This is a genomic window from Acinetobacter sp. YH12145 (assembly GCF_013418335.1).
Classification (GTDB): Bacteria; Pseudomonadota; Gammaproteobacteria; order Pseudomonadales; family Moraxellaceae; genus Acinetobacter; species Acinetobacter amyesii.
In genome coordinates this window covers 47,932-70,877 of the sequence record NZ_VPCE01000012.1, presented here as the reverse complement: position 1 = coordinate 70,877, position 22,946 = coordinate 47,932, and the positions used below count along the sequence as shown (strand labels likewise).

At 42.0% G+C, this 22,946-nt stretch carries 26 protein-coding genes; 18 read left to right on the top strand and 8 right to left on the bottom strand.

The window, feature by feature from the left end:
- Positions 1-6: 6 nt before the first annotated feature.
- Together FTU80_RS12505 and FTU80_RS12500 are read left to right on the top strand one after the other, a co-directional pair.
- Complete coding sequence (locus FTU80_RS12505) at positions 7-1,146, top strand: ABC transporter permease (protein WP_180085375.1); 1,140 nt, start codon at positions 7-9, stop codon at positions 1,144-1,146.
- Between the two features lie 13 nt (positions 1,147-1,159).
- A complete protein-coding gene (locus tag FTU80_RS12500; RefSeq protein WP_180085372.1) occupies positions 1,160-2,899 on the top strand; it encodes an ABC transporter ATP-binding protein in 1,740 nt (579 codons plus the stop codon).
- 51 nt (positions 2,900-2,950) lie between these two features.
- Here FTU80_RS12500 and rluB read toward each other — a convergent pair whose 3' ends face one another.
- From rluB to FTU80_RS12485, 3 genes are read right to left on the bottom strand one after another with little or no spacing between them, the layout of a single operon-like run.
- On the bottom strand, positions 2,951-4,069 hold the full coding sequence (gene rluB / locus FTU80_RS12495; protein WP_180085370.1) for a 23S rRNA pseudouridine(2605) synthase RluB: 1,119 nt from the start codon (positions 4,067-4,069) through the stop codon (positions 2,951-2,953).
- Between the two features lie 41 nt (positions 4,070-4,110).
- Positions 4,111-4,707 carry an SMC-Scp complex subunit ScpB gene (gene scpB / locus FTU80_RS12490; RefSeq protein WP_078190063.1) on the bottom strand — a complete coding sequence of 199 codons (597 nt, stop codon included), beginning with the start codon at positions 4,705-4,707 and terminating at the stop codon, positions 4,111-4,113.
- Positions 4,704-5,498: a ScpA family protein gene (locus tag FTU80_RS12485; protein WP_180085368.1), complete on the bottom strand. Its 795-nt coding sequence runs from the start codon at positions 5,496-5,498 to the stop codon at positions 4,704-4,706. The genes scpB and FTU80_RS12485 overlap by 4 nt, the downstream gene beginning before the upstream one ends.
- Positions 5,499-5,837: 339 nt before the next feature.
- Here FTU80_RS12485 and FTU80_RS12480 point away from each other — a divergent pair, with 339 nt between their 5' ends.
- Positions 5,838-6,557, top strand: a complete 720-nt coding sequence (locus tag FTU80_RS12480) for a GNAT family N-acetyltransferase (protein ID WP_180085365.1) — start codon at positions 5,838-5,840, stop codon at positions 6,555-6,557.
- A 14-nt stretch (positions 6,558-6,571) separates the two neighbouring features.
- On the opposite strand, the gene FTU80_RS12475 is transcribed toward FTU80_RS12480, so the two are convergent.
- From FTU80_RS12475 to FTU80_RS12465, 3 genes are all read right to left on the bottom strand, one after another.
- Complete coding sequence (locus tag FTU80_RS12475; RefSeq protein WP_180085363.1) at positions 6,572-6,898, bottom strand: hypothetical protein; 327 nt, start codon at positions 6,896-6,898, stop codon at positions 6,572-6,574.
- Between the two features lie 100 nt (positions 6,899-6,998).
- On the bottom strand, positions 6,999-7,616 hold the full coding sequence (locus FTU80_RS12470; protein ID WP_078190059.1) for an L-threonylcarbamoyladenylate synthase: 618 nt from the start codon (positions 7,614-7,616) through the stop codon (positions 6,999-7,001).
- Positions 7,617-7,705: 89 nt separating this feature from the next.
- Positions 7,706-8,368: an elongation factor P hydroxylase gene (locus FTU80_RS12465; protein WP_180005434.1), complete on the bottom strand. Its 663-nt coding sequence runs from the start codon at positions 8,366-8,368 to the stop codon at positions 7,706-7,708.
- A 97-nt stretch (positions 8,369-8,465) separates the two neighbouring features.
- Between FTU80_RS12465 and FTU80_RS12460 the strand changes: the two genes are divergently transcribed.
- The 9 genes from FTU80_RS12460 to FTU80_RS12420 all read left to right on the top strand — a co-directional run bounded on the left by FTU80_RS12460 (position 8,466) and on the right by FTU80_RS12420 (position 13,556).
- On the top strand, positions 8,466-9,023 hold the full coding sequence (locus FTU80_RS12460) for a DUF177 domain-containing protein (protein WP_078194223.1): 558 nt from the start codon (positions 8,466-8,468) through the stop codon (positions 9,021-9,023).
- Positions 9,024-9,100: 77 nt separating this feature from the next.
- The gene (gene rpmF / locus FTU80_RS12455) at positions 9,101-9,283 is read left to right on the top strand and encodes a 50S ribosomal protein L32 (protein WP_004279227.1); all 183 of its coding nucleotides are present in this window, start codon (positions 9,101-9,103) and stop codon (positions 9,281-9,283) included.
- A 205-nt stretch (positions 9,284-9,488) separates the two neighbouring features.
- Complete coding sequence (gene fabD, locus FTU80_RS12450; protein WP_168379587.1) at positions 9,489-10,469, top strand: ACP S-malonyltransferase; 981 nt, start codon at positions 9,489-9,491, stop codon at positions 10,467-10,469.
- Positions 10,466-11,200, top strand: a complete 735-nt coding sequence (gene fabG / locus FTU80_RS12445) for a 3-oxoacyl-ACP reductase FabG (protein ID WP_078190055.1) — start codon at positions 10,466-10,468, stop codon at positions 11,198-11,200. Before fabD ends, fabG begins: the two co-directional genes overlap by 4 nt.
- A gap of 85 nt (positions 11,201-11,285) precedes the next feature.
- Positions 11,286-11,522, top strand: coding sequence for an acyl carrier protein (acpP, locus tag FTU80_RS12440; protein ID WP_078190054.1), 237 nt, complete (start codon positions 11,286-11,288; stop codon positions 11,520-11,522).
- Between the two features lie 191 nt (positions 11,523-11,713).
- Positions 11,714-12,187 (top strand): peptidoglycan-binding protein LysM, encoded by a 474-nt coding sequence (gene lysM, locus FTU80_RS12435; protein WP_078190053.1) that lies wholly within the window; start codon positions 11,714-11,716, stop codon positions 12,185-12,187.
- Between the two features lie 106 nt (positions 12,188-12,293).
- A complete protein-coding gene (locus FTU80_RS12430) occupies positions 12,294-12,989 on the top strand; it encodes a hypothetical protein (RefSeq protein ID WP_180085360.1) in 696 nt (231 codons plus the stop codon).
- 42 nt (positions 12,990-13,031) lie between these two features.
- Positions 13,032-13,262, top strand: coding sequence for a hypothetical protein (locus tag FTU80_RS12425; RefSeq protein WP_180085358.1), 231 nt, complete (start codon positions 13,032-13,034; stop codon positions 13,260-13,262).
- 51 nt (positions 13,263-13,313) lie between these two features.
- Positions 13,314-13,556, top strand: a complete 243-nt coding sequence (locus FTU80_RS12420; RefSeq protein ID WP_180085356.1) for a hypothetical protein — start codon at positions 13,314-13,316, stop codon at positions 13,554-13,556.
- Between the two features lie 69 nt (positions 13,557-13,625).
- Here the strand turns inward: FTU80_RS12420 and hemJ are convergent, their stop codons facing one another.
- Together hemJ and FTU80_RS12410 are read right to left on the bottom strand one after the other, a co-directional pair.
- The gene (gene hemJ, locus FTU80_RS12415; protein WP_180077409.1) at positions 13,626-14,078 is read right to left on the bottom strand and encodes a protoporphyrinogen oxidase HemJ; all 453 of its coding nucleotides are present in this window, start codon (positions 14,076-14,078) and stop codon (positions 13,626-13,628) included.
- Between the two features lie 68 nt (positions 14,079-14,146).
- Positions 14,147-15,376, bottom strand: a complete 1,230-nt coding sequence (locus FTU80_RS12410) for a beta-ketoacyl synthase N-terminal-like domain-containing protein (RefSeq protein ID WP_111885033.1) — start codon at positions 15,374-15,376, stop codon at positions 14,147-14,149.
- 273 nt (positions 15,377-15,649) lie between these two features.
- Here FTU80_RS12410 and FTU80_RS12405 point away from each other — a divergent pair, with 273 nt between their 5' ends.
- From FTU80_RS12405 to FTU80_RS12380, 6 genes are all read left to right on the top strand, one after another.
- The gene (locus FTU80_RS12405) at positions 15,650-17,110 is read left to right on the top strand and encodes an EcsC family protein (RefSeq protein WP_180085354.1); all 1,461 of its coding nucleotides are present in this window, start codon (positions 15,650-15,652) and stop codon (positions 17,108-17,110) included.
- A 155-nt stretch (positions 17,111-17,265) separates the two neighbouring features.
- On the top strand, positions 17,266-17,640 hold the full coding sequence (gene rpsL, locus FTU80_RS12400) for a 30S ribosomal protein S12 (protein ID WP_000246374.1): 375 nt from the start codon (positions 17,266-17,268) through the stop codon (positions 17,638-17,640).
- A 178-nt stretch (positions 17,641-17,818) separates the two neighbouring features.
- Complete coding sequence (rpsG, locus tag FTU80_RS12395; protein ID WP_005011815.1) at positions 17,819-18,289, top strand: 30S ribosomal protein S7; 471 nt, start codon at positions 17,819-17,821, stop codon at positions 18,287-18,289.
- A 131-nt stretch (positions 18,290-18,420) separates the two neighbouring features.
- Positions 18,421-20,556 carry an elongation factor G gene (fusA, locus tag FTU80_RS12390; protein ID WP_111885035.1) on the top strand — a complete coding sequence of 712 codons (2,136 nt, stop codon included), beginning with the start codon at positions 18,421-18,423 and terminating at the stop codon, positions 20,554-20,556.
- Between the two features lie 93 nt (positions 20,557-20,649).
- Positions 20,650-21,840, top strand: coding sequence for an elongation factor Tu (gene tuf / locus FTU80_RS12385; RefSeq protein WP_180077405.1), 1,191 nt, complete (start codon positions 20,650-20,652; stop codon positions 21,838-21,840).
- 215 nt (positions 21,841-22,055) lie between these two features.
- On the top strand, positions 22,056-22,937 hold the full coding sequence (locus FTU80_RS12380) for a metal-dependent hydrolase (RefSeq protein WP_078193116.1): 882 nt from the start codon (positions 22,056-22,058) through the stop codon (positions 22,935-22,937).
- Positions 22,938-22,946 lie beyond the last annotated feature (9 nt).

The following is a 22,946-nucleotide window of genomic DNA, read 5'->3' as shown; positions in this document are numbered from 1 at the left end:
TGGCCTATGCTAGGAATATTCAATAAGACCAAAGCAACGGCATCAACACCTGCATCGACTGGCTTGTGGAAGTTGGCGATGCGACGCCTAAAAGCCGATAAATTAGCGATGGTGTCGTTGTTCGTTGTACTGTGTTATTTCGTGGTGTTGCTATTGTCGATGACAGGCTTGGTTGCATCCAATTGGAATAAAGAAGTGGCTGTGAGTTATGCACCTCCAAGTTTTATTGGGGCGGAACTTAATGAAACAGCCAAAACCAAAGCATCAGCAGAAGATATGGCATTGCCTGAAAATCCTGTTGATCCTTTAAAAGATGTAATTGCTGAACTGAATGCAGAGATTGCGACTGAGCAAGGTGGTACCAATGCAATTGACTACTATGGCGTTGTAGATCCATTAGCAGAAGATATGAAAGCGATTGATCAGCAATTGGGTGGCCATTTGTTAGATCAACAAAGCGAGCTAAAACAAACTTTACCGTTTGGTGCGGATAAATGGGGGCAGGATGTCCTGCAAAAAACCATTAAAGGTGCTGAAACATCTATTATTGTTGGCGTGGTAGCTGCATTACTTGCTGTCGTGATTGGGACAATTTTAGGGGCAATTTCTGGCTATTTCGGTGGTTGGGTCGATGATATTTTAAACTGGTTCTATAACATTTTTACCTCGATTCCGTATTTGCTCTTGGTTCTTGCGATTGCAGCTGTACTACAGCAAAAGGGGATCTTATCGATTGTCCTCATTCTAGGACTTACTGGGTGGACGGGGGTGTATCGTCTGATTCGTGCAGAGTATATGAAACATACTTCGCGTGAATATGTGCTCGCTGCCAAAGCGATAGGGGTGAGTCATTTCCGACGCATCTTTGTGCATATCTTTCCGAACGTCAGTCATATTGCATTGGTGCAAATCTCGATTTTAGTGGTGGCCTTTATTAAGTCGGAAGTGATTTTGAGCTTCTTGGGATTTGGTGTTCCTGTTGGGGTTGTGTCATGGGGCAGTATGCTTAATGAAGCACAAAGTGAATTGATTTTAGGTAAATGGTGGCAGCTTATCGCAGCATCTGTAGCGATGGCGGTTTTGGTTACAGCATTTTCGATGTTTACTGATGCATTGCGTGATGCATTAGATCCAAAATTGAAATAAGGAGGAGTAAAGGATGACGGAACAAAATCAAACTGTTAAACCAACGCTCCTCAGTGTTCAAAACCTGAAAGTGAGCTTTAAAGCCGAAGATAAAAGCTATATCGAAACGGTCAAAGGAATATCTTTTGACATTCCTGCCAATACAACTGTGGCACTTGTGGGAGAATCTGGCAGTGGCAAGTCGGTGACCTCGTTGGCAACTATGGGGCTGTTGCCACGTGATCAAAGCCGTATAGATGCAAGTAGTAAAATAGTTTTTGAAGGGCAGGATTTACTGAGTCTGTCTCCAAGAGAAATGCGTAATATCTGTGGTAAAGATATTGCGATGATTTTTCAGGAACCGATGTCGTCACTCAATCCAGTCTTTACGGTGGGTGATCAAATTGCCGAAGTATTACGACTTCATCTAGGTATGGGACGTAAGCAGGCAAGAGCACGGACTTTGGAATTATTGAAGGAAGTGGGTATTCCTTCTCCTGAAACGAAAATTGATGCCTATCCTAGCCAAATGTCAGGTGGTCAACAGCAACGTGTCATGATTGCTATGGCGATTGCATGTGAGCCGAAGTTATTGATTGCCGATGAGCCGACCACGGCACTTGATGTGACGATTCAAAAGCAAATTTTAGATTTACTTGAAGCCTTGCAAAAGAAACGTGAGATGTCGATGCTATTCATTACGCATGATTTAGCATTGGTAAGCGAAATTGCCGATCAGGTGATTGTTATGCGTCATGGAGAAATCCGTGAACAAGGCTTGGTCAATGAAGTGCTGGATCATCCTAAAGATATCTACACTCGAGCTTTGCTTAAGTGTCGTCCACAGATGTCAGAGCGTCCTTATAAATTACCGATGATCAGTGATTTTATGCGTCAAAATGGTGATGAGCTGATTGAGGATGTGCATTTATCTGAGGAAACCCGTAGACAACGAACGCGTGGTCTTACGGGTAATGAACAGATTATTTTAGATGTCAAAGACCTGAAAAAATCGTTCTATAGCCGCAAGGGTTTATTTGGTAAGGATGAGTATCAGGCGGTCAAAGGTGTCTCGTTTCAACTGGCGAAAGGTAAAACGCTCGGGTTGGTTGGAGAGTCTGGCTCAGGTAAAACCACAATTGGCCTTTTACTGATGCGTCTACAGGAAGCGACAGGTGGTCAGGCGCTGTTTGAAGGTCATGATATTTTGGCGATGAGTGACAAAGAATTTACTCAATATCAGCGCAAAATACAGATCATTTTCCAAAACCCATATGCTTCGCTCAATCCACGATTTACTGTGGGTCAAATTTTGATGGAGCCGATGCAAGTGCATCAGATAGGGAAGGATGATGCTGAACGGGAGCAAATGGCATTTGATTTGCTTGAACGTGTCAGTTTGCCTGCCCAAGCATTTTATCGCTATCCACATGAGTTTTCTGGTGGTCAGCGTCAACGTATTGCCATTGCACGATGCTTGACCTTAAAGCCAGAAATTTTGATCTGTGATGAGTCTGTCTCTGCCCTAGATGTCTCGGTTCAAGCCCAAGTTCTGAATTTATTGCAAGATTTACAAGATGAATTTGGTTTGAGCTATATCTTTATTTCACATGATTTATCTGTGGTGAAATATATTTCTGACCAAATCATGGTGATGAACCATGGTGATATCGTTGAAATTGCAAACTCGGATGAGCTGTATCGATCACCACAGCATGAATATACCAAGCGTTTGCTGAGTGCGATTCCACAAACCACTGAACAGTTTGTTTAGTGTTGGTATAAAAAAACCGCTCAAATGAGCGGTTTTTTTGTGCTTAAGAAATTAAAATTTCTTAAAGCCTTTGTTGTTTCCGCTAAATGCACGACTTGGCACAGAGTCATTACGACGCTCACGATTGCCAAAATTGTCGTTACGACGTTCACGGTTACCAAAGTTTTCACTGTTGCGATCATTACGGTTATTGTTGAAACCGTCGTTGCGACGCTCTGAACGATTAAATCCATTGCCGTGGAATCCACCTTCAGTACGACCAGTACGACGTTCGCCACGATTGTCTTGATAACCATTGCTTTGTAGTGGCTGGTTTTCGTCACTGTCACGACGTTGTTGGCGTAAGTAACCACCACGACGTGCTGCCATTGGTTTGTCTTGCATACGTTCAGTACGACGTTTCGCCATACCAAACAGGCCAGTACCTTGACGTGGTTTAAGTTCAACCGACTTGGTTAAGTTGTCAATATCTTGTTTATCTAGCTCGATCCAACGACCAGTACGTAGTTCGCGTGGCAGAATTACTGAACCATAACGTGTACGTAAAAGACGGCTCACTTTTAAGCCTTGAGATTCGAAAATACGACGAACTTCGCGGTTACGACCTTCTTTTACAACCACTTGATACCAACGGTTAATACCGTCACCACCAATTTCAGAGAATGACTCAAATTTTGCAGGGCCATCATCTAAAACAACGCCTTGTAACATGTTGTTTTTTAACTGAGGAGTGACTTCACCCATGACACGAACGGCATATTCACGTTCGATTTCGCTAGAAGGGTGCATTAAACGGTTCGCCAGTTCACCGTCATTCGTGAACAGCAATAGACCTGTAGAGTTGATATCTAGACGACCTACCATTACCCAACGATCACCTGTAATTTGAGGTAATTGCTCAAATACCGTTGGACGGTTTTCAGGGTCATTTCGTGAACAAATTTCGCCTTCTGGTTTATAGTAAATCAACACACGGCGACGAATTTCGTCTTCAATTTGGAACTGAACTTTACGACCATCGATGCGAAGCTCATCACCCGGTTCAATACGTTCACCCACTTGGGCAACTTGCCCATTTACGCTCACACGACCAGCGGCAATGACTTCTTCCATATAACGGCGAGAACCCAAACCAACGCGTGCGAGCACCTTTTGCAATTTTTCACTCATGACAGCATAACCTTAGAAATTATCATCAACAGTTCACCTATTTATGACTTCGGTGCATTCGCATCGAGGGCCATAAAAGCTTCCTTGGCATCCTGCAGGGGAGGCAATTGGCCCAATGAGGTTAGACCAAAAGCATTTAAAAATTGAGGCGTTGTAACTAACAACGCGGGTCGTCCTGGGAGTTCACGAAAACCAGATTCTTTAATCCAGTTCCAGTCAAATAACGTACGTAAAATTTGACTATTGTTGGTCACCCCACGGATTTGCTCAATATCTGCGCGGGTTACCGGTTGATGGTAAGCAATGACAGAAAGAGTTTCGAGCAAGGATGGCGATAAACGAGTTGGTCGTTCAGGCCAGGTCTGTGCAATAATATTACGATATTTTGCACGTACTTGAAAACGGAAACCTTGAGCGGTTTCAACAAGTTCAATTGATCTGCCGTGTTGCAGCATGGAAAGCTGCTGCAAATATTGGCGTAATTCGGTTTTACTGAAACGGTCTTGGAAAGCCTCTTTTAAACGGGCAATACTCACCGCCGCTTCACTGGCAAAAATAATAGCTTCAAGCTGCATCAAAATTTCATGCAGATTATCTTCTGAAGACACTGCAGTCATTTGTTTAAGTTCAGTGTTCATGCACGTGCTCCCTGAATTGCAAGCGGTGCTTCTACACCTGATGCGACAATTTGAACTTTTTGTTGGCGTGTCAGTTCCAACACGGCCATAAATGTCACGACAACACCCATGCGGCCTTGGCTTGGCTTGAGTAAGTCCGCAAAATCTAATACTTCACCTGACTCAAGCTTAGTTTCAATATAAGCAATACGTTCTTCGAGTAAAACAGGCTCTTGTAAAATTTGGTGGGTAACCGGTTCTGGTCGATTAAAAACACAGAGTATGGCATCACGAAGTAATTGAATGTCATAGCCATAATTGGTTTCGACTATTGTTCCTAAACTGACATTGGTATCGAATGTATCTCGATCCAACACTGACATTTGACCTAATCTTTCCGCAGCTTGTTTGATGCGCAAATACGTTTCTAAACGGTCAATCAATTCTTGTTTAGGATCTTGTTCATGTGCCGCGGTCGATTTAGGTTTTGGCAATAATAGACGCGATTTTAAATCGGCCAATAGGGCTGCCATCACCATATAGTCTGCGGTTAATTCAATATCTAGGGATTTCATTGCATCCATATAAGACAAATATTGGGATGCAATCGGGGCAATATCGACTTGTAATAAGTCGAAGCCATTTTTTTGAATCAGGTAAATCAGAAAGTCGAGTGGTCCTTCGAAATGCTCTAATAGAATTTCAAATGCAGCGGGTGGAATGTACAAATCTTCTGGAATAGCTTCTTGCCACTCATCCAAAACGCGAATGTGTGGAGCATCTTCCATAGAATTATGGACAGTTTGGTTCATTGCAATTATAGGCCACGCGAATTTTCAAAGGCATGCAGACAGCTTTCGCTTCGATCTCACATCGAAAGTAAAAGCACAAAAGTTATAGGGAATAGTGTAATGGAAAAATGCGTTTAAAGAAATTACTGAACGGTTGAATTGGGTAAAAAACTTAAAATTTATAGGGAATAGGCTTTATTTATACACATGTAAAATTTTAAAGCTGTGATATCGATCACATCTTGTGTTAATTATAAAAAATACACTCATCAATCCATGAACTCATTTAAGCTGTGATATCTGGATGATGGGCGTCCAGCATGAAATGATTTGAATGAATTGACTAAAAGAATATTTACTATGCCACAACAATATAATCAATGGGATCAGGCCGTAGGGATGACGTTGGCGCAGTTTGAACCTTGCCAGTTCAGATGTAAAACCGAAGTGGGGCAATCTGTTCGACTTATTCCGATGTTGCCCGATCAGCTTGATGATAGTCTTTTACAGCGGCTATGGCAGACAGTACAACAAGAACCTGATGAACGCTGTTGGACGTATTTGCCTTATTCTCAAATTCAAAGCATGCAGCAATTGCTTGATTATTTTCAGCAATCCTTTCATTTTGCCGGTTCGATGCATTATGTCATTGAGGTTGGTGATGCCATTGTAGGATGGGTTGCTTTGCTCAATGTACGCCCTGCACATGCTGTCATCGAAATTGGCAATGTCTATTTTTCAAGTTTAATGAAGCAATCAACAGCCGCAACAGAAGCCATTTATCTATTGTTAAAAGCGTGCTTTGCAGCGAGATATCGACGGGTGGAGTGGAAGTGTGATGACTTGAACACGCCTTCGAAAAACGCTGCTTTGCGTTTTGGCTTTCAATTTGAAGGGTTGTTTCGTCAACATGTGATAGTGAAAGGTCGTAATCGTGATACTGCTTGGTTTGCGATGTTGGATCAGGATTGGCCAATGTTGTCTCAAGCATATGCAGCATGGCTCGATACAAACAACTTTGATGAGCAGGGGCAGCAGAAAATTCATTTAAAGGAATTTATGCAGCTTTATTACGCTTGAGGAAAAGCACACTATCAAGGTTTTGAGCCTGTTGGTAAGACCCTATGTTCAAGTGCAAATTCGATGATGAGTTGGCACTGCGCTTGCGAGCAGAGATTTTGATTAGCTCTACGTTTAAACAGCGATTTGACCGTTGATGCATGCAGAAAATAATGAAAAATTTGCGGCTGTGTTGTCGCTATTGGTGAAATTAAATTTTTATCTATTGCCCTTAGTTGAGCCGTGGATTCTAAAGTCCAAGGCTCAGTGGCATATATAGCAAAATGATTAAGGCTGTTTTGCTCGGAGACACTGAGGTCTGTCGCATTTTGGAGCTTGAGTAAAATCTGAAATAAAGTCATCAGGTCGATTCCTTTATCGAAAGGTGCTTTAACCGCGTTTTGAGCCGATGTATTTTACATGCTGTGCTTCTAATCGACAGCATGTATTTAATAGTACATGCTATTCAAATGCACTGACATCACCGACACCACGGCGAATCACTTCAGGGTATTCACCTGCAAGGTTTACAACGCTAGTGGTATTTAAAGTACCTAAGCCGCCATCAATTAATACATCTATTCGTTTGCCGATTTGCAGTTCAATTTCGTAAGGATCATCAATCGGTTCTTTTTGGCCCGGTAAAATTAAGGTCGATGTTAATAAAGGCTCACCCAATTCTTTGAGTAATAATTGGCAAATCGGGTTGCTCGGAATACGCAGTCCAATGGTTTTCTTTTTAGGATGCATTAAACGGCGAGGAACTTCACTGGTGGCAGGCAAAATAAAGGTAGTGACAGCAGGGGTGTTATTTTTCAATAAACGATACATGGCATTGTCGACTTTGGCATACGTGGCAATGTCAGATAAATCTGCACAAATAATCGCATATTGATGTTTAGCATCGAGCTGACGAATTTGGGCAATGCGTTCCATGGCATTTTTGTTCCCAATTTGGCAGCCGATGGCATAGGCGGCATCTGTAGGATAAACCACCACATCGCCGGCACGAATCCGTTCAACGGCTTGCGTAATTAAACGGGGCTGAGGATTTTCCGGATGTATTCTTAAATGCAACATGTCGTTTTCCTCTTATTATTAAAAGCTCTAGACATTATGTCGCGGTCTACTTGCTTTGTGCAATGTGAAATGCAGTCAAATTGTATAATTTAATCAAGCATTTCACGTTGAAATTCATTCGCCTGTAACATTTTGCCAGCACGTGTACAGTGGCAAATGCATTGGATAAAGCGCCAAGCATCGCGTGGAAGTTTGGCTTCACCTTTAAAATAAGCCTGTAATTGTGCATAGACATTATCTTTAAAGCTGCTGCCATCACCACCTTCACCAGTGAGGTTATCAAGTGAGACACGAAACTTACGCCCAAATGCTTTGGCAAATAACCATTCGATCGCTTGGGGCTTAATTTCTACCTGTTCAAAGAGGGCTTGTTGCTCTTTACTACGACCATCAGGTGCATACCAATAGCCTAAATCGGGAAGTAAACGACGTTGATCGCCAGCAATAGTCCAATGGCTAATTTCATGCAGGGCGCTATTGAAATAACCATGGGCAAATTGAATACGGGCAGGGCCGTTTGAATCGGCAGGAAAGTACTCGGGCTCAAAGTCACCTTTCACTAAGCTCACATTCAGGTGGGAAAACCAATGATTAAAGTGTAAGATGAGCCAATCGACGTGTTCTGTTTCTGTGGAAAGTTTCTCCCAAGCCGAGAGTTGCACTTGGTCAGTTGAAATGTCAGAATCAAGCGTTGAAATTGTGCTCATAAGTGATGAAACATTCACTTCTGTTTGCGGCTGCAACAGATGCATAACTTAAGTTACCCAAATGGTCTGTCTAAATAAGTACAAAATTGTATCTTAATCTTTGACAGAGTACTGATGAATTTGTAGAATTGCCGCCTTAATTATGTCAGCAAATACCTTTCCGGCACAGATTGAGCCGTTTAAATGGGCTGAACAGGGCTTTAAATGGTCAGGAACACTGCCATTATCTCGCTTTGTTCGTATTGCTCGTGAAGCTGTTGGATCAATTGATGATCAATTGATTAACATAGACTGTAAGCTATCAATGGATGCTTATCATCGCATTGTATGGCTAGATGGTCATGTTGAAACAAATGTTCCAATGGAATGCCAGCGTTGTCTGGATACTGTTGAGATCCCACTTGTTTCAAGTTTTCATCTAGCTCTTGTAGATGACGAGTCACTGATAGAGCGCTTGGATGAGGATGCTGATTTCATCGTTTTAGGTGAAAGTGAAGCAACAACCAAAGGTTCATATGATGCGCCTGCGACTGCTGATTTACTCTCACTGATAGAGGATGAATTGTTATTGTTGATGCCTTTGTCACCTAAGCACGACGCTTGTGAACATAAGCATCAACCTGCCGCTGAAGAGCTTGTTGAAGAAAAACGGGACAACCCGTTTGATGTTTTGGCAGGTTTGAAGGGTAAACTTAACTAATTTTTGTGTTATACTCTTGAGTATAAGACAATCGAATTTGTTCTGATCCATTTTTTCGATCTTTGTAAGGAGCCATCATGGCCGTTCAGCAAAACCGTAAAAGTCGCTCTCGCCGTGACATGCGCCGTTCACATGACGCTTTAACCGAGAATGCATTAACTGTAGACCAAGCTACTGGCGAGACTCACCGTCGTCACCACGTATCTAAAGATGGTATCTACCGTGGTCGTCAATTATTCGCTAAAGCATCTGCTGAATAATTGGTGATGTATTAAGCGTCAAGCTTAGTAGAAAAAATGGGAGCGTTAAGCTCCCTTTTTTTGTACCGATTTTTTGTTGCATTTGGCAATTACCAAGACAAAAATTAAGTGTTAAATTTCCGTCCCTGAAACAAGCTTACATGGGATTGTGTTGAATTAATGTCCAAATAGCATAAATTCACCAGTCTTGATAAAGGATTTTTTTATGTCTGCTAAACAACTCGAGCAAGCAGCTCAAGCTACTAAAACTGCATTCGTGTTCCCGGGTCAAGGGTCACAGAAAGTCGGCATGCTCGCTGAACTTGCAGAACAGTTTAGTAGTGTGCAAGCAACATTTGCAGAAGCATCAGAAGCAGTTGGCTTTGATCTTTGGCAGATTGCGCAAAGTGGTGAAGGGTTAAACCAAACAGAATTTACTCAACCTGTACTACTGACTGCCAGTATTGCTTTATGGCGTGTGTGGTTAGAGTTAGGTGGTGTTGCACCGAAATACCTTGCAGGTCATTCATTGGGTGAATACAGCGCCTTGGTTGCTGCAGGTGCGATGAGCCTAGGTGATGCCGTTAAACTGGTGAACCTACGTGGTCAATTAATGCAAAGTGCTGTACCTGAAGGTCAAGGTGCAATGGCGGCAATTTTGGGTCTAGATGATGCCAAAGTCATTGAACTTTGTGCTCAAGCAGAAGGCCCAGGTTCAGTAGATGCTGCAAACTACAATGCACAAGGTCAAGTTGTCATTGCGGGCGATAAAGCCATGGTTGAAGCGGTTATGGCTGCTGCTAAAGAAAATGGCGGTAAGGCAATCGCACTTCCGGTTTCTGTGCCATCGCATTGTGCATTGATGAAACCTGCTGCTGAACAGTTTGCGACAGCATTGGAACAAACTGCCATTGAGCTGCCTACTATACCTGTAATACAAAATGTAGGCGCTGAAATCGCGACTGATGTAGCGCAATTACGTCAGGCGTTAACTGCACAGTTATACCAATCTGTACAGTGGACAAAGACCATGCAGTATTTGCAAGACCAAGGTATTCAGTACATTGCTGAATGTGGTCCGGGTAATGTCCTTGCGAATCTCGCAAAACGTTTGCCAAATATTGAAAAAGCATTCCCACTCGACACGAAAGGTCGTATGGAAGATGCACTGAATGCCATTTTAGTGGCAGAAGGGAAAATTGCATGACACAAGAACGCAAAGTTGCTTTAGTAACAGGTGCGAGCCGTGGGATTGGAGCAGCAATTGCTCAGCAATTGATTCAAGACGGTTATTTTGTTGTAGGTACTGCAACTTCAGAAGCAGGTGCGGAAAAATTATCTGCTGCTTTTGCTGAAAATGGTGCGGGTAAAGTTTTAGATGTACGTGATGCAACTGCAATTGATGCATTGGTATCAGACATTGAGCAAAACTTTGGTTCTGTATTGGTTTTGGTGAACAATGCGGGTATTACCAAAGATAATTTGTTACTTCGTATGTCAGAAGATGATTGGGATGACATTCTCAACATTCATTTGAAAGCCGTTTATCGACTTTCTAAACGTGTTTTAAAGGGCATGACCAAAGCACGTTTTGGCCGAATTATTAATATTAGTTCTGTGGTTGCACATTTTGCTAACCCAGGACAAGCAAACTATTCTGCTGCAAAAGCAGGGATTGAGGCCTTTGGTCGCAGCCTTGCAAAAGAGATGGGAAGCCGCCAAATCACTGTGAATGCAGTGGCTCCGGGCTTTATTGCAACAGAAATGACAGAACAGTTAAGCGAAGAAATTCGTAAAAAGATGAGTGATCAAGTGGCCTTAAACCGTTTAGGTGAGCCGCAAGATATCGCAAATGCCGTAAGTTTTCTTGCTTCTGAAAAGGCAAGTTACATTACCGGAACTGTATTACATGTAAATGGTGGTTTATACATGAGCTAAGCGCTCAAGTATAAACTTTCAAAACGATTTAGATTCAATTAAACTAACGGCATTAAAAACGCCACAAGCAATGAGGAGAATTCCTGTGAGCGATATCGAACAACGCGTAAAACAAGCAGTAGCTGAACAACTTGGTCTTAAAGCAGACGAGATCAAAAACGAAGCTTCTTTCATGGATGACTTAGGTGCAGATTCTCTAGACCTAGTTGAATTAGTTATGTCTTTCGAAAACGATTTCGACATCACTATTCCTGATGAAGATTCAAACGAAATCACTACTGTACAATCTGCAATTGACTATGTTTCTAAGAAACTAGGTTGATTTTAGATTTCAGCGATGCTGATTTAAAAAGCCACCATTCGGTGGCTTTTTTTATGCCGAATATTTTGTTTTTACATTAGCTTACGTTTCTGTCACCAACAACAACTCAAAAGCGGTTATTTTTTAGCTATAAGAATAGAGTTTGAACAATAGTTAAATGATTTAAAACAGTAAAAACAACGGAGAAAAATATGGGTCTTTTTGATTTTGTAAAAGGTATTGGTAAAAAAAATACAGCACCTGCGGAACCTCAAGCAGCGCCAGCAACACCTTCTGAACCATCTGCACAAGAAATTGCCAATAAGTTATTGGGTCATATCAAAGCACTGGGCTTACCTGTAACAGGCTTGTCTGTGAGTTATAACGGGACTTCAGATCTAGCGACAGTGAAAGGTCAGGTACAAAGCCAAGCAGATCGTGAAAAGATTATCTTGGCAGTAGGGAATATTGATCATGTGGCGCAAGTGGATGATCAGTTAACAGTGACGAGTCCTGAGCCTGAGAGTAAGTTCTATACTGTCAAGTCGGGGGATAACCTATCTAAAATCTCTAAAGAATTTTATGGTGATGCAAATCAATACAATAAAATTTTTGAAGCAAACCGTCCTTTGTTAAAAAATGCCGATGACATTTTCCCAGGGCAAGTACTGCGTATTCCTGCATAAGTATTTGCGTTTAAAACAAAAAGCCATCTTGTGATGGCTTTTTTTTGTATGCGTGAATGGTGGAGTTGAATATAATGCGGCTGAAATAATTCAAAATAAGAAATCAATGAAACAAAAAATCATCTTTATTTTCTTGCTGTTGCTTGCAGTTGTTGTGTGTTTTTGTCTTTGGCTGCGGTGGGAGGAGCGTATTGATCCTCGGGTGCTCAAGTGGCAGCAGTCTGAAATTTCTTATCATTCAAATTACACACAAGAGCCGTATTTTAACTTGCTTGGGCTGAATGCTGGAGATCGGTTTTCGGCATTGAATGTTGGGCGCTATCGTTATCATCAAGATTGGGCATTTAGTTTGTTGGGGCAAGAGCATCAGAATGTATTGGGCCAGCCATTGAATGCGAAGCTAACGCATGAAAAGTGGTCAGAAGAACAGACGAATTTAGTTGCGGACTTTCAGCAATTGCTGGTCGATGATCCTACGGCGGTTAGTGCATTTGTTGTTGAGCATCGTCTGGTGCTTGGTGCGTTGATACAGCAAGAAAAGGTGCCGTTGCAGCGCTTTAACACATGGTTGCAGCATGCAGACCAATACCGCAGTTTAAGTATGCCGAGCAATTCCGCATATCCAGACTTTAAGTATTTAAATCAGTTGGTGATCCTTTATCAGATCAATATTGCGTTAAATAAAGAGGATAAGCTGGATGCATATATGGCTGAATATCAAAGATTGCAGCAGATGCTTGAGCGCCCGATCTCATTGGTTGAAAGGATGTTGATTCAAAGCTGGCTGGCACGTTATGTTTGAATTATACGTAATGAGCAGTTAAAGACTGGACAAGTAGTTTATTTGGAGCCTTTAAGTGCCAGTCAGTTGAGTTTGCGCTCAGCAGCACAATTGGAAGCCTATGGCATATATGCGGTGTTGGATCAGGTGCAGCAGTCATCGGGCTGGAATACCTCCTTGATGTATTGGTTGTATTTGCTAAATCAAACTGCAAATCAATTGTTTAAGCAATATGAAGAGGCGGCACAGCTATCTGAGCTTTCTTATGATTCGTTTAGGATGCAGGGTGGTTAAAAACAGGGACAGTATTCATCTTGGCATATCAAAAATTATTTGGGCAATACTTTGTCCAATATAGAGGGGGTGCCTTGGGAGCGCTCTGTGCTTGCAGGGCACATTTTGAATGATCGAATTATGATTTTTAATTTGTTGAATCAGGGTGCGACTGATTTAATGCAGTTGAATCAAAATAGCTACGGCCGACGTTTCTTTAAGAAAGAGGGGATGTTGTGTGCTGAAGTACCGTATCCGCGTGAGCAATTTAGAGCACACAATTGGAATATTTTAGATAGCTGTGTGCAGTTGTAGTTTTTGTATATAAACATTTTGATATAGAAATAAAAAAGCCCCAATGAGTAGGGGCTTTTTTACAGTCGTTTAGAAGCTTGGCTTCACTACAACTAAAATGACAACCGCAAATAAAATCAAAGTGGGCATTTCATTAAAATAACGCCAGAATTTATGCGACTTATAATGTGCATTTTCGATAAGCTTTTTACGGTAATAACCACAAACAAAATGATAAATCACCAATAGTCCAACCAATCCAACTTTTAAATAGAACCAAAGCGCTTCATGGTAGTGTCGTGTTGCATCACCCCAATCGACGAGGAAGTGCGCCGTGATCAGTGTAGCAATCATAGCGGGCCACATAATGCCGCGGTATAGCTTACGTTCCATGATTTGAAAGCGCTGATGACTGGTAGCATCTTCACTCATAGCATGGTAGACAAAAAGGCGAGGGAGATAAAATAGCGCTGCGAACCAGCAAACAACTGCGATGATATGCAATGCTTTTACCCAGAGGAAAGCATCTGATGGAGCATCCATATATTAACCCTTAAAAGGGCGGTGGGTATGTGCTTTGGCACCGAAGCGCCAAAGCAGCAAACTTTATATTATGCTTCCCATTTTTTGAAAACGAGGCAAGCGTTTACACCGCCAAAACCAAAACTGTTACTCATCACAGTATTCAATTTTGCATCACGTTTTTCAAGTACGATATCAAAAGGTTTTGCACCTTCGTCAAGTTCAGTCACGTTGATGTTCGGTGCTATAAAGTCATTTTGCATCATTAAAATAGAGTAAATCGCTTCTTGTACACCTGCAGCACCCAGACTGTGACCGGTCATCGATTTGGTCGAGCTGAGCGGAGGAACTTGCCCTTCACCGAAAGCACGCTCCATCGCTTTAAGTTCAGTGACATCGCCTGCCGGAGTAGATGTACCGTGTGTATTAACATAGTCGATGGTATCCACACCATGTTGTTTAGCTTCTTCTAAAGCCATAAGGATACAACGCGTCGCACCTTCGCCCGATGGTGCAACCATGTCTGCGCCGTCAGAATTTGCTGCATAGCCGACAACTTCAGCCAAAATGTTTGCACCACGTGCTTGAGCATGTTCAAGTGACTCTAGTACAACGAAGCCACCGCCGCCAGCGATCACGAAACCGTCACGGTCAGCAGAGTAAGGGCGTGAAGCAGTCTCTGGAGTGTCGTTATATTTTGAACAAAGTGCGCCCATTGCATCAAATAAAAGACTTTGTGACCAATGGTCTTCTTCACCACCACCGGCAAGCATTAAGTCTTGTTTGCCTAATTGAATCAGGTTGTATGCATAACCAATGGCATCTGCAGATGTTGCACAAGCGCTAGTAATCGTATGTGCAATACCTTGCATTTTAAATGCCACACCCACGTTTGCGGTAATGGTGTTGGTCATGTTACGTGGTACAAAGAATGGACCAACTTTACGTGCACCTTTGGTGTCTAGAAGTTCTTTCATTTCCACAACAGATGCAGTTGAACCACCACCTGACCCACCCGCAATACCGTAACGTGGATTACCACCGATTTGTTCTGCTGTTAAGCCTGCATTTTCTACCGCAGCCAAAGCTGAGTTGTATGCATACATTGCGCATACGCCCATAAAGCGTTTTAAACGGCGGTCAATACCGTCAAAGTTTTGTTCTGCAGCCGCACTGACATGACTTTTAAAATTAAGTTCAGCATAACTTGGGTTGAAACGTGTTCCAGAAATCCCGTTTTGCAAAGAATGAGTGACATCTTCTAATGTATTACCAATGCATGAGTTGATGCCCATACCAGTGATTACAACACGTTTCATCTACAGATCCTTTATAGGTAGTGTGTGAGCAAGCTATTGAAAGTATACGAAGGAAACTTTCTAAATAGGCGAACTCATATAATTTGATTGGAATAATGATAGCAGAAAGCTTTTTGAATTCTTATGGCAAATCCTATGCCTATTGTTGACTGAGCTAATTTGCAACGATGCAGCAAAAAACTTAACTTAAAGATACATATTCAAGTTGTGATAAAGTTTGACTACACCTAGTATTTATCAATAATTTAAAGAATAGTTTTAATGAGGTAGTGAATGGTGAAAACGAATAATAAACCAACGGTAGGTCTACTCTCAAACGCCTTTGGAGTGGCTAAAAAGCTCAGTTCTACTGGGGTGTCTATCATTAATCATGTCGCACCAGAATCCGTAACTAAGGTCATTCAACCTCAAAAAAATGGTCAAACCTTGGAGGGTCAGTCAAGGCAAGCGGGCGTATTTGATGTAAAAAAATATGATAATCCTCAGCAAATCTTACGTGAACACGTTCCAAATGTTTCTAGACAATTATTCGGTCGACATTTTAATACTGTAAATAATGTGGCTAATTTTGTTGCTCCTCAATTTAGTGACAAAATTTCTGATTATTTATTTGATCGACTTAATCATTTTAGTTCGGATATTTCATCTGTAGATGCTGTACTGGATGAAGCTGGGGTACGTGATTTAGAAGAGTTGACACAAGATGTCGATCGTTCGCGTCGTATTAGTCAGGCTCTGGGTGAGCAAAATAAATGGATTGCTTCGATTCAAGGGGCTTTAACAGGTGCGACAGGTGTCATTGGTTCAAGTATTGATATCCCTGCTTCACTGATTATGACTCTGCGAGTGATTTATCAAGTTGGACGTTCTTATGGTTTCGACTTAAGCAAAGAAAGTGACCAAGATATTATTCAGTTTATTTTTAAACAGGTCGACTTGAGTTTAATTGCAGAAAAACAAACTTTGCTTATGGCAATAAAAGCTCTGAGTAGTACGCTACAAAATAGTGATTTACATCAATTGCAGCAATTGGTGGGTTCAGATACTGATGCAGCAGCATTGAAAAAATATGTACTAGATGAAAATGGTCAGTTTAAGTGGGCATGGCTCAATCAAATGCCAAAAGTTTCATTGTTAAATCAGCTATCACGATTATCTCCTGTGGCGAGTGTTGGTGTAAGTGTGGTGTATAGTCGCCGTTTAGTGGATGAAGTGAATCAGAAGGCACAGCAAGTCTTTTCTAATGCGCGCCAATATATTTTGCAGCATCAGGATATTAGCTTGTCACCTTTACATGCCTATGAGCGTTCTCTTGAGTTGCTTGCTCAAGCAACACCTAAATTACTAGAAGGTATTAAGGCGAAAGATATTGATTTGGCTGAGCCAGTACTAGATCAGACCATAGATGTTACAGGTCATGAGAGTATCCGCGCAGTAAAAGTCACTAAAAAAGCACAAGTTAAAAACTCTGATGCAGCCGAAGTGGAAGTAGAGCAGGAACAAAAAGTCTCAGAAGGTTTGGAGGCACTTGCGGAGAAAGTTGTTGAGCCTCATGCACCCGGGGCTGCGCAAAAACCTGCTTTAGCTGAAAAAGATGAGTTTGATGCGTTGGAAGCCGTGCAGGAAGATGATGTCCCTGTGGCTAAAGCTGCACCTAAAACTAAGCCGCGTAAAGCCAAAACAGCAGCCGTAGATAAAGTTACAAAAAAATTAGCAGATTCTTCTGAAAAATAAACTATTTATTTGTGGGTGAAAAATTGCGCAAATCATGATGAATAAATGTTTTCGATGATCGTATATTGTTGACCAATTTTAAGTCTTCGCTTACAATTGCATGCCCTCAAAAAGTAGTATTTTTTGGGGCTTTTTATTAACGGGAGAATTGCCAAATGGCAACAACAAATCAGTTGATCCGTAAGGGTCGTACAACTTTAGTTGAAAAATCTAAAGTTCCTGCGTTGAAGGCTTGTCCACAACGTCGTGGTGTTTGTACACGTGTTTACACAACTACACCTAAAAAACCTAACTCAGCAATGCGTAAAGTTTGCCGTGTTCGCTTAACTTCAGGTTTCGAAGTTTCTAGCTACATCGGTGGTGAAGGCCATAACCTACAAGAGCACAGTGTTGTTCTTATCCGTGGTGGTCGTGTTAAAGATTTACCGGGTGTACGTTACCATACCGTTCGTGGTTCTTTAGACTGTGCTGGTGTTAAAGATCGTAACCAGTCTCGTTCTAAATACGGTGCTAAACGTCCTAAGAAATAATCTGAAAAGATTGGCTTCTTAGTTCGTTAGAACTGCAATCCTTTATCGTCTCGCTTGTCTGATTTCTGCATTTTTTGTGAAAATTCCAAGCGACGTATAGTAAGGCCAGCGAAAGCACATGACACTTTGTGCACCTGCTGGAGTAACCTGAAGTGTCATATTTATTAGGTGTATTAAAATGCCAAGACGTCGCGTAGTTGCTGCCCGTGAAATCCTTCCGGATCCTAAGTTCAGCAGCCAAACAATCGCTAAATTCATGAACCACGTAATGCAAGATGGTAAAAAATCTATTGCTGAAAGTATCGTTTACGGTGCTTTAGACCGCGTTCAAGAAAAATCTAAAGTAGACCCAGTTGAATTTTTCGAGACTACTCTTGAAAAAGTTCGTCCTATGGTCGAAGTAAAAGCACGCCGTGTTGGTGGTGCTACATACCAAGTGCCTATGGAAGTACGCCCATCCCGTCGTACTGCCTTGGCTATGCGTTGGTTAGTAGATGCTGCTGCTAAGCGTTCTGAAAAAACTATGGCTTTACGTCTTGCTGGTGAGTTGCTTGATGCAGCTGAAGGTAAAGGCGCAGCGATCAAAAAACGTGAAGATGTGCATCGTATGGCTGAAGCCAACAAAGCCTTCTCTCATTACCGTTTCTAAGCGGATAAAACAGCCCCTATTCAGGAGGGTGACAAATCAGTTGTCACTGTTTTGTCATCGAATCGCTTTAAGTTGCTATGCAGCTTAAAGCGTCCTGTTTTAAACAACAAAATTTAGGAATGCTAGAAATCATGGCTCGTCAAACCCCAATTTCTCGTTATCGTAACATTGGTATCTCTGCGCACATTGATGCTGGTAAAACTACCACTTCAGAACGTATTTTGTTCTACACAGGTGAGAGTCACAAACTTGGTGAAACTCACGAAGGTTCTGCAACTACAGACTGGATGGAACAAGAGCAAGAACGTGGTATTACTATTACCTCAGCGGCAGTAACATGCTTCTGGAAAGGGATGGGTAACCAATTCGAACAGCACCGTATTAACGTAATTGATACCCCAGGACACGTAGACTTCACTATTGAAGTTGAACGTTCTATGCGTGTTCTTGACGGTGCATGCATGGTTTACTGTGCTGTAGGTGGTGTACAACCTCAGTCTGAAACTGTATGGCGTCAAGCAAATAAATATAAAGTTCCACGTATTGCATTCGTGAACAAAATGGACCGTACTGGTGCGAACTTCTTCCGTGCTGTTGAACAAGTTAAAACACGTCTTGGTGGTAATCCAGTGCCAATCGTTGTTCCAATCGGTGCAGAAGAAAACTTCCAGGGTGTTGTTGACCTAATCGAAATGAAAGCGATTATCTGGGACGAAGCGTCTCAAGGTATGAAGTTTGAATATGGCGAAATCCCTGCTGAATTAGTTGATACTGCTAACGAATGGCGTACTAACATGGTTGAAGCTGCTGCGGAAGCATCAGAAGAACTCATGGACAAGTACCTTGAAGAAGGTGAGTTAACTAAAGAAGAAATCGTTTCAGGTTTACGTGCACGTACATTGTTGAATGAAATTCAACCAATGCTTTGTGGTTCAGCGTTCAAAAACAAAGGTGTTCAACGTATGTTGGATGCTGTAATTGAATTCTTACCTGCGCCGACTGATGTCGAGGCGATTAAAGGTATCCTTGACGACAAAGACGAAACTGAAGGTTCTCGTGAAGCGTCTGATGATGCTCCGTTCTCTGCGCTTGCGTTCAAAATCATGAACGACAAATTTGTAGGTAACTTAACATTCGTACGTGTTTACTCTGGTGTGCTTAAAGCAGGTAGCCCTTGCTATAACCCAGTTAAAATGAAGCGCGAACGTGTTGGCCGTATCGTACAGATGCACGCAAATGACCGTCACGATATTGAAGAAATTCGTGCGGGTGATATCGCAGCATGTGTAGGTCTTAAAGATACTACGACTGGTGATACATTATGTGATGAAAATAATGTAATTACACTAGAGCGTATGGAATTCCCAGAGCCAGTAATTGCGCTTGCGGTTGAGCCTAAAACTAAAGCAGACCAAGAAAAAATGTCAGTTGCTTTAGGTCGTTTGGCGAAAGAAGACCCTTCATTCCGCGTACGTACTGACGAAGAATCTGGTCAAACAATTATTGCTGGTATGGGTGAGCTTCACCTTGACATTATTGTTGACCGTATGAAGCGTGAATTCAACGTTGAAGCGAACATTGGTAAACCAATGGTTGCGTATCGTGAAACTATTAAAAAGTCAGTTGAACAAGAAGGTAAGTTCGTACGTCAAACTGGTGGTAAAGGTAAGTTTGGTCACGTATACGTACGTTTAGAACCACTTGCTGAAGATGCTGGCAAAGATTACGAGTTCGCTGAAGAAGTTGTTGGTGGTGTAGTACCTAAAGAATTCTTCGGTGCGGTTGACAAAGGTATCCAAGAACGTATGAAGAATGGTGTCCTAGCTGGTTATCCAGTTGTTGGCATCAAAGCGACATTGTTCGATGGTTCTTACCATGACGTCGACTCTGACGAATTATCGTTCAAAATGGCGGGTTCTTACGCATTCCGTGACGGTTTCATGAAAGCAGATCCTGTTCTTCTTGAGCCTATCATGAAAGTTGAAGTAGAAACTCCAGAAGACTACATGGGCGATATCATGGGTGACTTAAACCGTCGTCGTGGTCTTGTTCAAGGTATGGACGATTTACCTGGTGGTACTAAAGCTATCCGTGCAGAAGTTCCACTTTCTGAGATGTTTGGTTACGCAACTCATATGCGTTCTATGTCTCAAGGTCGTGCGACTTATTCTATGGAATTCGCTAAATACGCTGAAACACCACGTAACGTGGCTGAAGGCATCATCGCTAAGTTCCAATCTGGCGGTAAAAAAGGTGACGACGAGTAATCTTTCGATTACTATAAGCCCAAACTAATTCATAGTTAAAAACCAAATGCTCATGCAGTATCCCTGCATGAGTAGTTTAAAAAGGAAGATCTCATGGCTAAGGCTAAGTTCGAACGTAATAAGCCACACGTTAACGTGGGTACAATTGGTCACGTCGACCACGGTAAAACTACTTTAACAGCTGCAATTGCAACTGTATGTGCAAAAAAATTCGGTGGTGAAGCGAAAGATTACGCTGCAATCGACTCTGCACCAGAAGAAAAAGCACGTGGTATTACAATTAATACTTCACACGTAGAATACGATTCTCCAATCCGTCACTACGCTCACGTAGACTGTCCAGGTCACGCCGATTATGTTAAAAACATGATCACTGGTGCGGCTCAGATGGACGGTGCGATCCTGGTTTGTTCAGCGACTGATGGTCCTATGCCACAAACTCGTGAACACATCCTGCTTTCTCGTCAGGTAGGTGTACCTTACATCGTTGTGTTCTTGAACAAATGTGACATCGTTGATGATGAAGAGCTAATTGAACTAGTAGAAATGGAAGTTCGTGAACTTCTTTCTACTTATGACTTCCCAGGCGACGACACTCCAGTAATCCGTGGTTCTGCTCTTGCAGCGCTTAATGGTGAAGCTGGTCAATACGGCGAAGATGCTGTAGTTGCTCTTGTTGAAGCTCTTGACTCTTACATCCCAGAACCAGAACGTGCTATCGACCAAGCATTCCTTATGCCAATCGAAGACGTATTCTCAATTTCAGGTCGTGGTACAGTAGTAACTGGCCGTGTTGAAACTGGTATCGTGAAAGTAGGCGAAGAAGTTGAAATCGTTGGTATTAAAGATACAGTTAAAACAACTGTAACTGGCGTAGAAATGTTCCGTAAACTTCTTGATGAAGGTCGTGCGGGCGAGAACTGTGGTGTTCTTCTACGTGGTACTAAACGTGAAGACGTTCAACGTGGTCAAGTACTTGCTAAACCAGGTACAATCAAACCGCATACTAAATTCGACGCAGAAGTATACGTACTTTCTAAAGACGAAGGTGGCCGTCATACTCCATTCCTTAACGGTTACCGTCCACAGTTCTACTTCCGTACAACTGACGTAACTGGTGCGATCTCGCTTAAAGAAGGCGTTGAAATGGTTATGCCTGGTGACAACGTAGAAATGTCAGTAGAATTAATCCACCCAATCGCAATGGACGCTGGCTTACGCTTCGCGATCCGTGAAGGTGGTCGTACAGTTGGTGCGGGTGTAGTTTCTAAAGTAACTGCATAATCACTAAATGTGTGTAAAAAAGCGCCTCTTTGAGGCGCTTTTTTTATGCTTATTCAATGTGATAGGGAAATTGTCTGACAATATTTTTTAAAGCTGTCCTTTAGTGATAATTCACTGTCCTTAACTGAAATAATTACGCGTCAATAAAACCGTAATATGAACTCAAGAAAACCAATAAAAGTTTGAGTATTTCATAACTCAAAAAGGAGTTAGGCATGAACGCTAAAGTAAAGATTACTAATCGAGCAGGTGCAAGTTTCCCTGTACGTCGCATGAATTTTGATTTTGATGCGGTACCAGAGTACTGGATGAATGGCTCAGCAGGTTTGACACATTTTATGACCGCATTGTCTGCTTTATTTCCCGCGGGTGAAATGTTCTTTATTGATAGTGTGCGTGCAGTACGTAAACACCCCGCGATCGCAAATAATGAAGCCCTACAAAAAGAAATTAGTGCTTTCATTGGTCAAGAAGCAATGCATACGCAAGAGCATGAGGGTTTTAATGCTTCTGCACAAAAATACGGTCATGATGTCGAAACACTTGATAAGGCAACGGGTCGTGTTATCCAAGGTGTACGTAAAGTCTTTGCACGGATTGGTAAACCTGTTGGTATTACTCAAGAAATGGTGGATCTTACTGCAACTACGGCACTTGAGCATTTCACTGCAACGATTGCTTCACAGTTATTGGTAAACCCACATATTCAAGCCTTAATGACTGATGAAACCATGAAAAATATGTGGTTATGGCATGCGATTGAAGAAAATGAGCATAAAGCCGTAGCTTATGATGTATTTGAAGGTGTCTTTGGTCAGGGAATAAAGGCCTACGCACTCCGTACAGGTTCATTGATTGGCGCAATGGTGACTTTATTCTTCGTACAAAGTTATTTTGTCGCTCGTTTATTAAAAGAAGATAACAAGCTTAATTTTGAAGCATTAAAAGATATTTATACCTATGGTTATAGCCCTTCAAAAGGCATCATCACTGGTATGGGTAAAGAAATGCTGATGTATTTTAAACCAGGTTTTCACCCGAATGATTTAGATACTTCTGGTTTGTTAAAAACGTGGAAAGCATATTTGGGTCTCTAATCACAGCGC

Coding starts and splice junctions, on each gene's coding strand:
- FTU80_RS12505 (WP_180085375.1), top strand. CDS start 7: ATGCTAGGAATATTCAATAAGACCAAAGCAACGGCATCAACACCTGCA.
- FTU80_RS12500 (WP_180085372.1), top strand. CDS start 1,160: ATGACGGAACAAAATCAAACTGTTAAACCAACGCTCCTCAGTGTTCAA.
- rluB (WP_180085370.1), bottom strand. CDS start 4,069: ATGAGTGAAAAATTGCAAAAGGTGCTCGCACGCGTTGGTTTGGGTTCT.
- scpB (WP_078190063.1), bottom strand. CDS start 4,707: ATGAACACTGAACTTAAACAAATGACTGCAGTGTCTTCAGAAGATAAT.
- FTU80_RS12485 (WP_180085368.1), bottom strand. CDS start 5,498: ATGAACCAAACTGTCCATAATTCTATGGAAGATGCTCCACACATTCGC.
- FTU80_RS12480 (WP_180085365.1), top strand. CDS start 5,838: ATGCCACAACAATATAATCAATGGGATCAGGCCGTAGGGATGACGTTG.
- FTU80_RS12475 (WP_180085363.1), bottom strand. CDS start 6,898: ATGACTTTATTTCAGATTTTACTCAAGCTCCAAAATGCGACAGACCTC.
- FTU80_RS12470 (WP_078190059.1), bottom strand. CDS start 7,616: ATGTTGCATTTAAGAATACATCCGGAAAATCCTCAGCCCCGTTTAATT.
- FTU80_RS12465 (WP_180005434.1), bottom strand. CDS start 8,368: ATGCATCTGTTGCAGCCGCAAACAGAAGTGAATGTTTCATCACTTATG.
- FTU80_RS12460 (WP_078194223.1), top strand. CDS start 8,466: ATGTCAGCAAATACCTTTCCGGCACAGATTGAGCCGTTTAAATGGGCT.
- rpmF (WP_004279227.1), top strand. CDS start 9,101: ATGGCCGTTCAGCAAAACCGTAAAAGTCGCTCTCGCCGTGACATGCGC.
- fabD (WP_168379587.1), top strand. CDS start 9,489: ATGTCTGCTAAACAACTCGAGCAAGCAGCTCAAGCTACTAAAACTGCA.
- fabG (WP_078190055.1), top strand. CDS start 10,466: ATGACACAAGAACGCAAAGTTGCTTTAGTAACAGGTGCGAGCCGTGGG.
- lysM (WP_078190053.1), top strand. CDS start 11,714: ATGGGTCTTTTTGATTTTGTAAAAGGTATTGGTAAAAAAAATACAGCA.
- FTU80_RS12430 (WP_180085360.1), top strand. CDS start 12,294: ATGAAACAAAAAATCATCTTTATTTTCTTGCTGTTGCTTGCAGTTGTT.
- hemJ (WP_180077409.1), bottom strand. CDS start 14,078: ATGGATGCTCCATCAGATGCTTTCCTCTGGGTAAAAGCATTGCATATC.
- FTU80_RS12410 (WP_111885033.1), bottom strand. CDS start 15,376: ATGAAACGTGTTGTAATCACTGGTATGGGCATCAACTCATGCATTGGT.
- FTU80_RS12405 (WP_180085354.1), top strand. CDS start 15,650: ATGGTGAAAACGAATAATAAACCAACGGTAGGTCTACTCTCAAACGCC.
- rpsL (WP_000246374.1), top strand. CDS start 17,266: ATGGCAACAACAAATCAGTTGATCCGTAAGGGTCGTACAACTTTAGTT.
- rpsG (WP_005011815.1), top strand. CDS start 17,819: ATGCCAAGACGTCGCGTAGTTGCTGCCCGTGAAATCCTTCCGGATCCT.
- fusA (WP_111885035.1), top strand. CDS start 18,421: ATGGCTCGTCAAACCCCAATTTCTCGTTATCGTAACATTGGTATCTCT.
- tuf (WP_180077405.1), top strand. CDS start 20,650: ATGGCTAAGGCTAAGTTCGAACGTAATAAGCCACACGTTAACGTGGGT.
- FTU80_RS12380 (WP_078193116.1), top strand. CDS start 22,056: ATGAACGCTAAAGTAAAGATTACTAATCGAGCAGGTGCAAGTTTCCCT.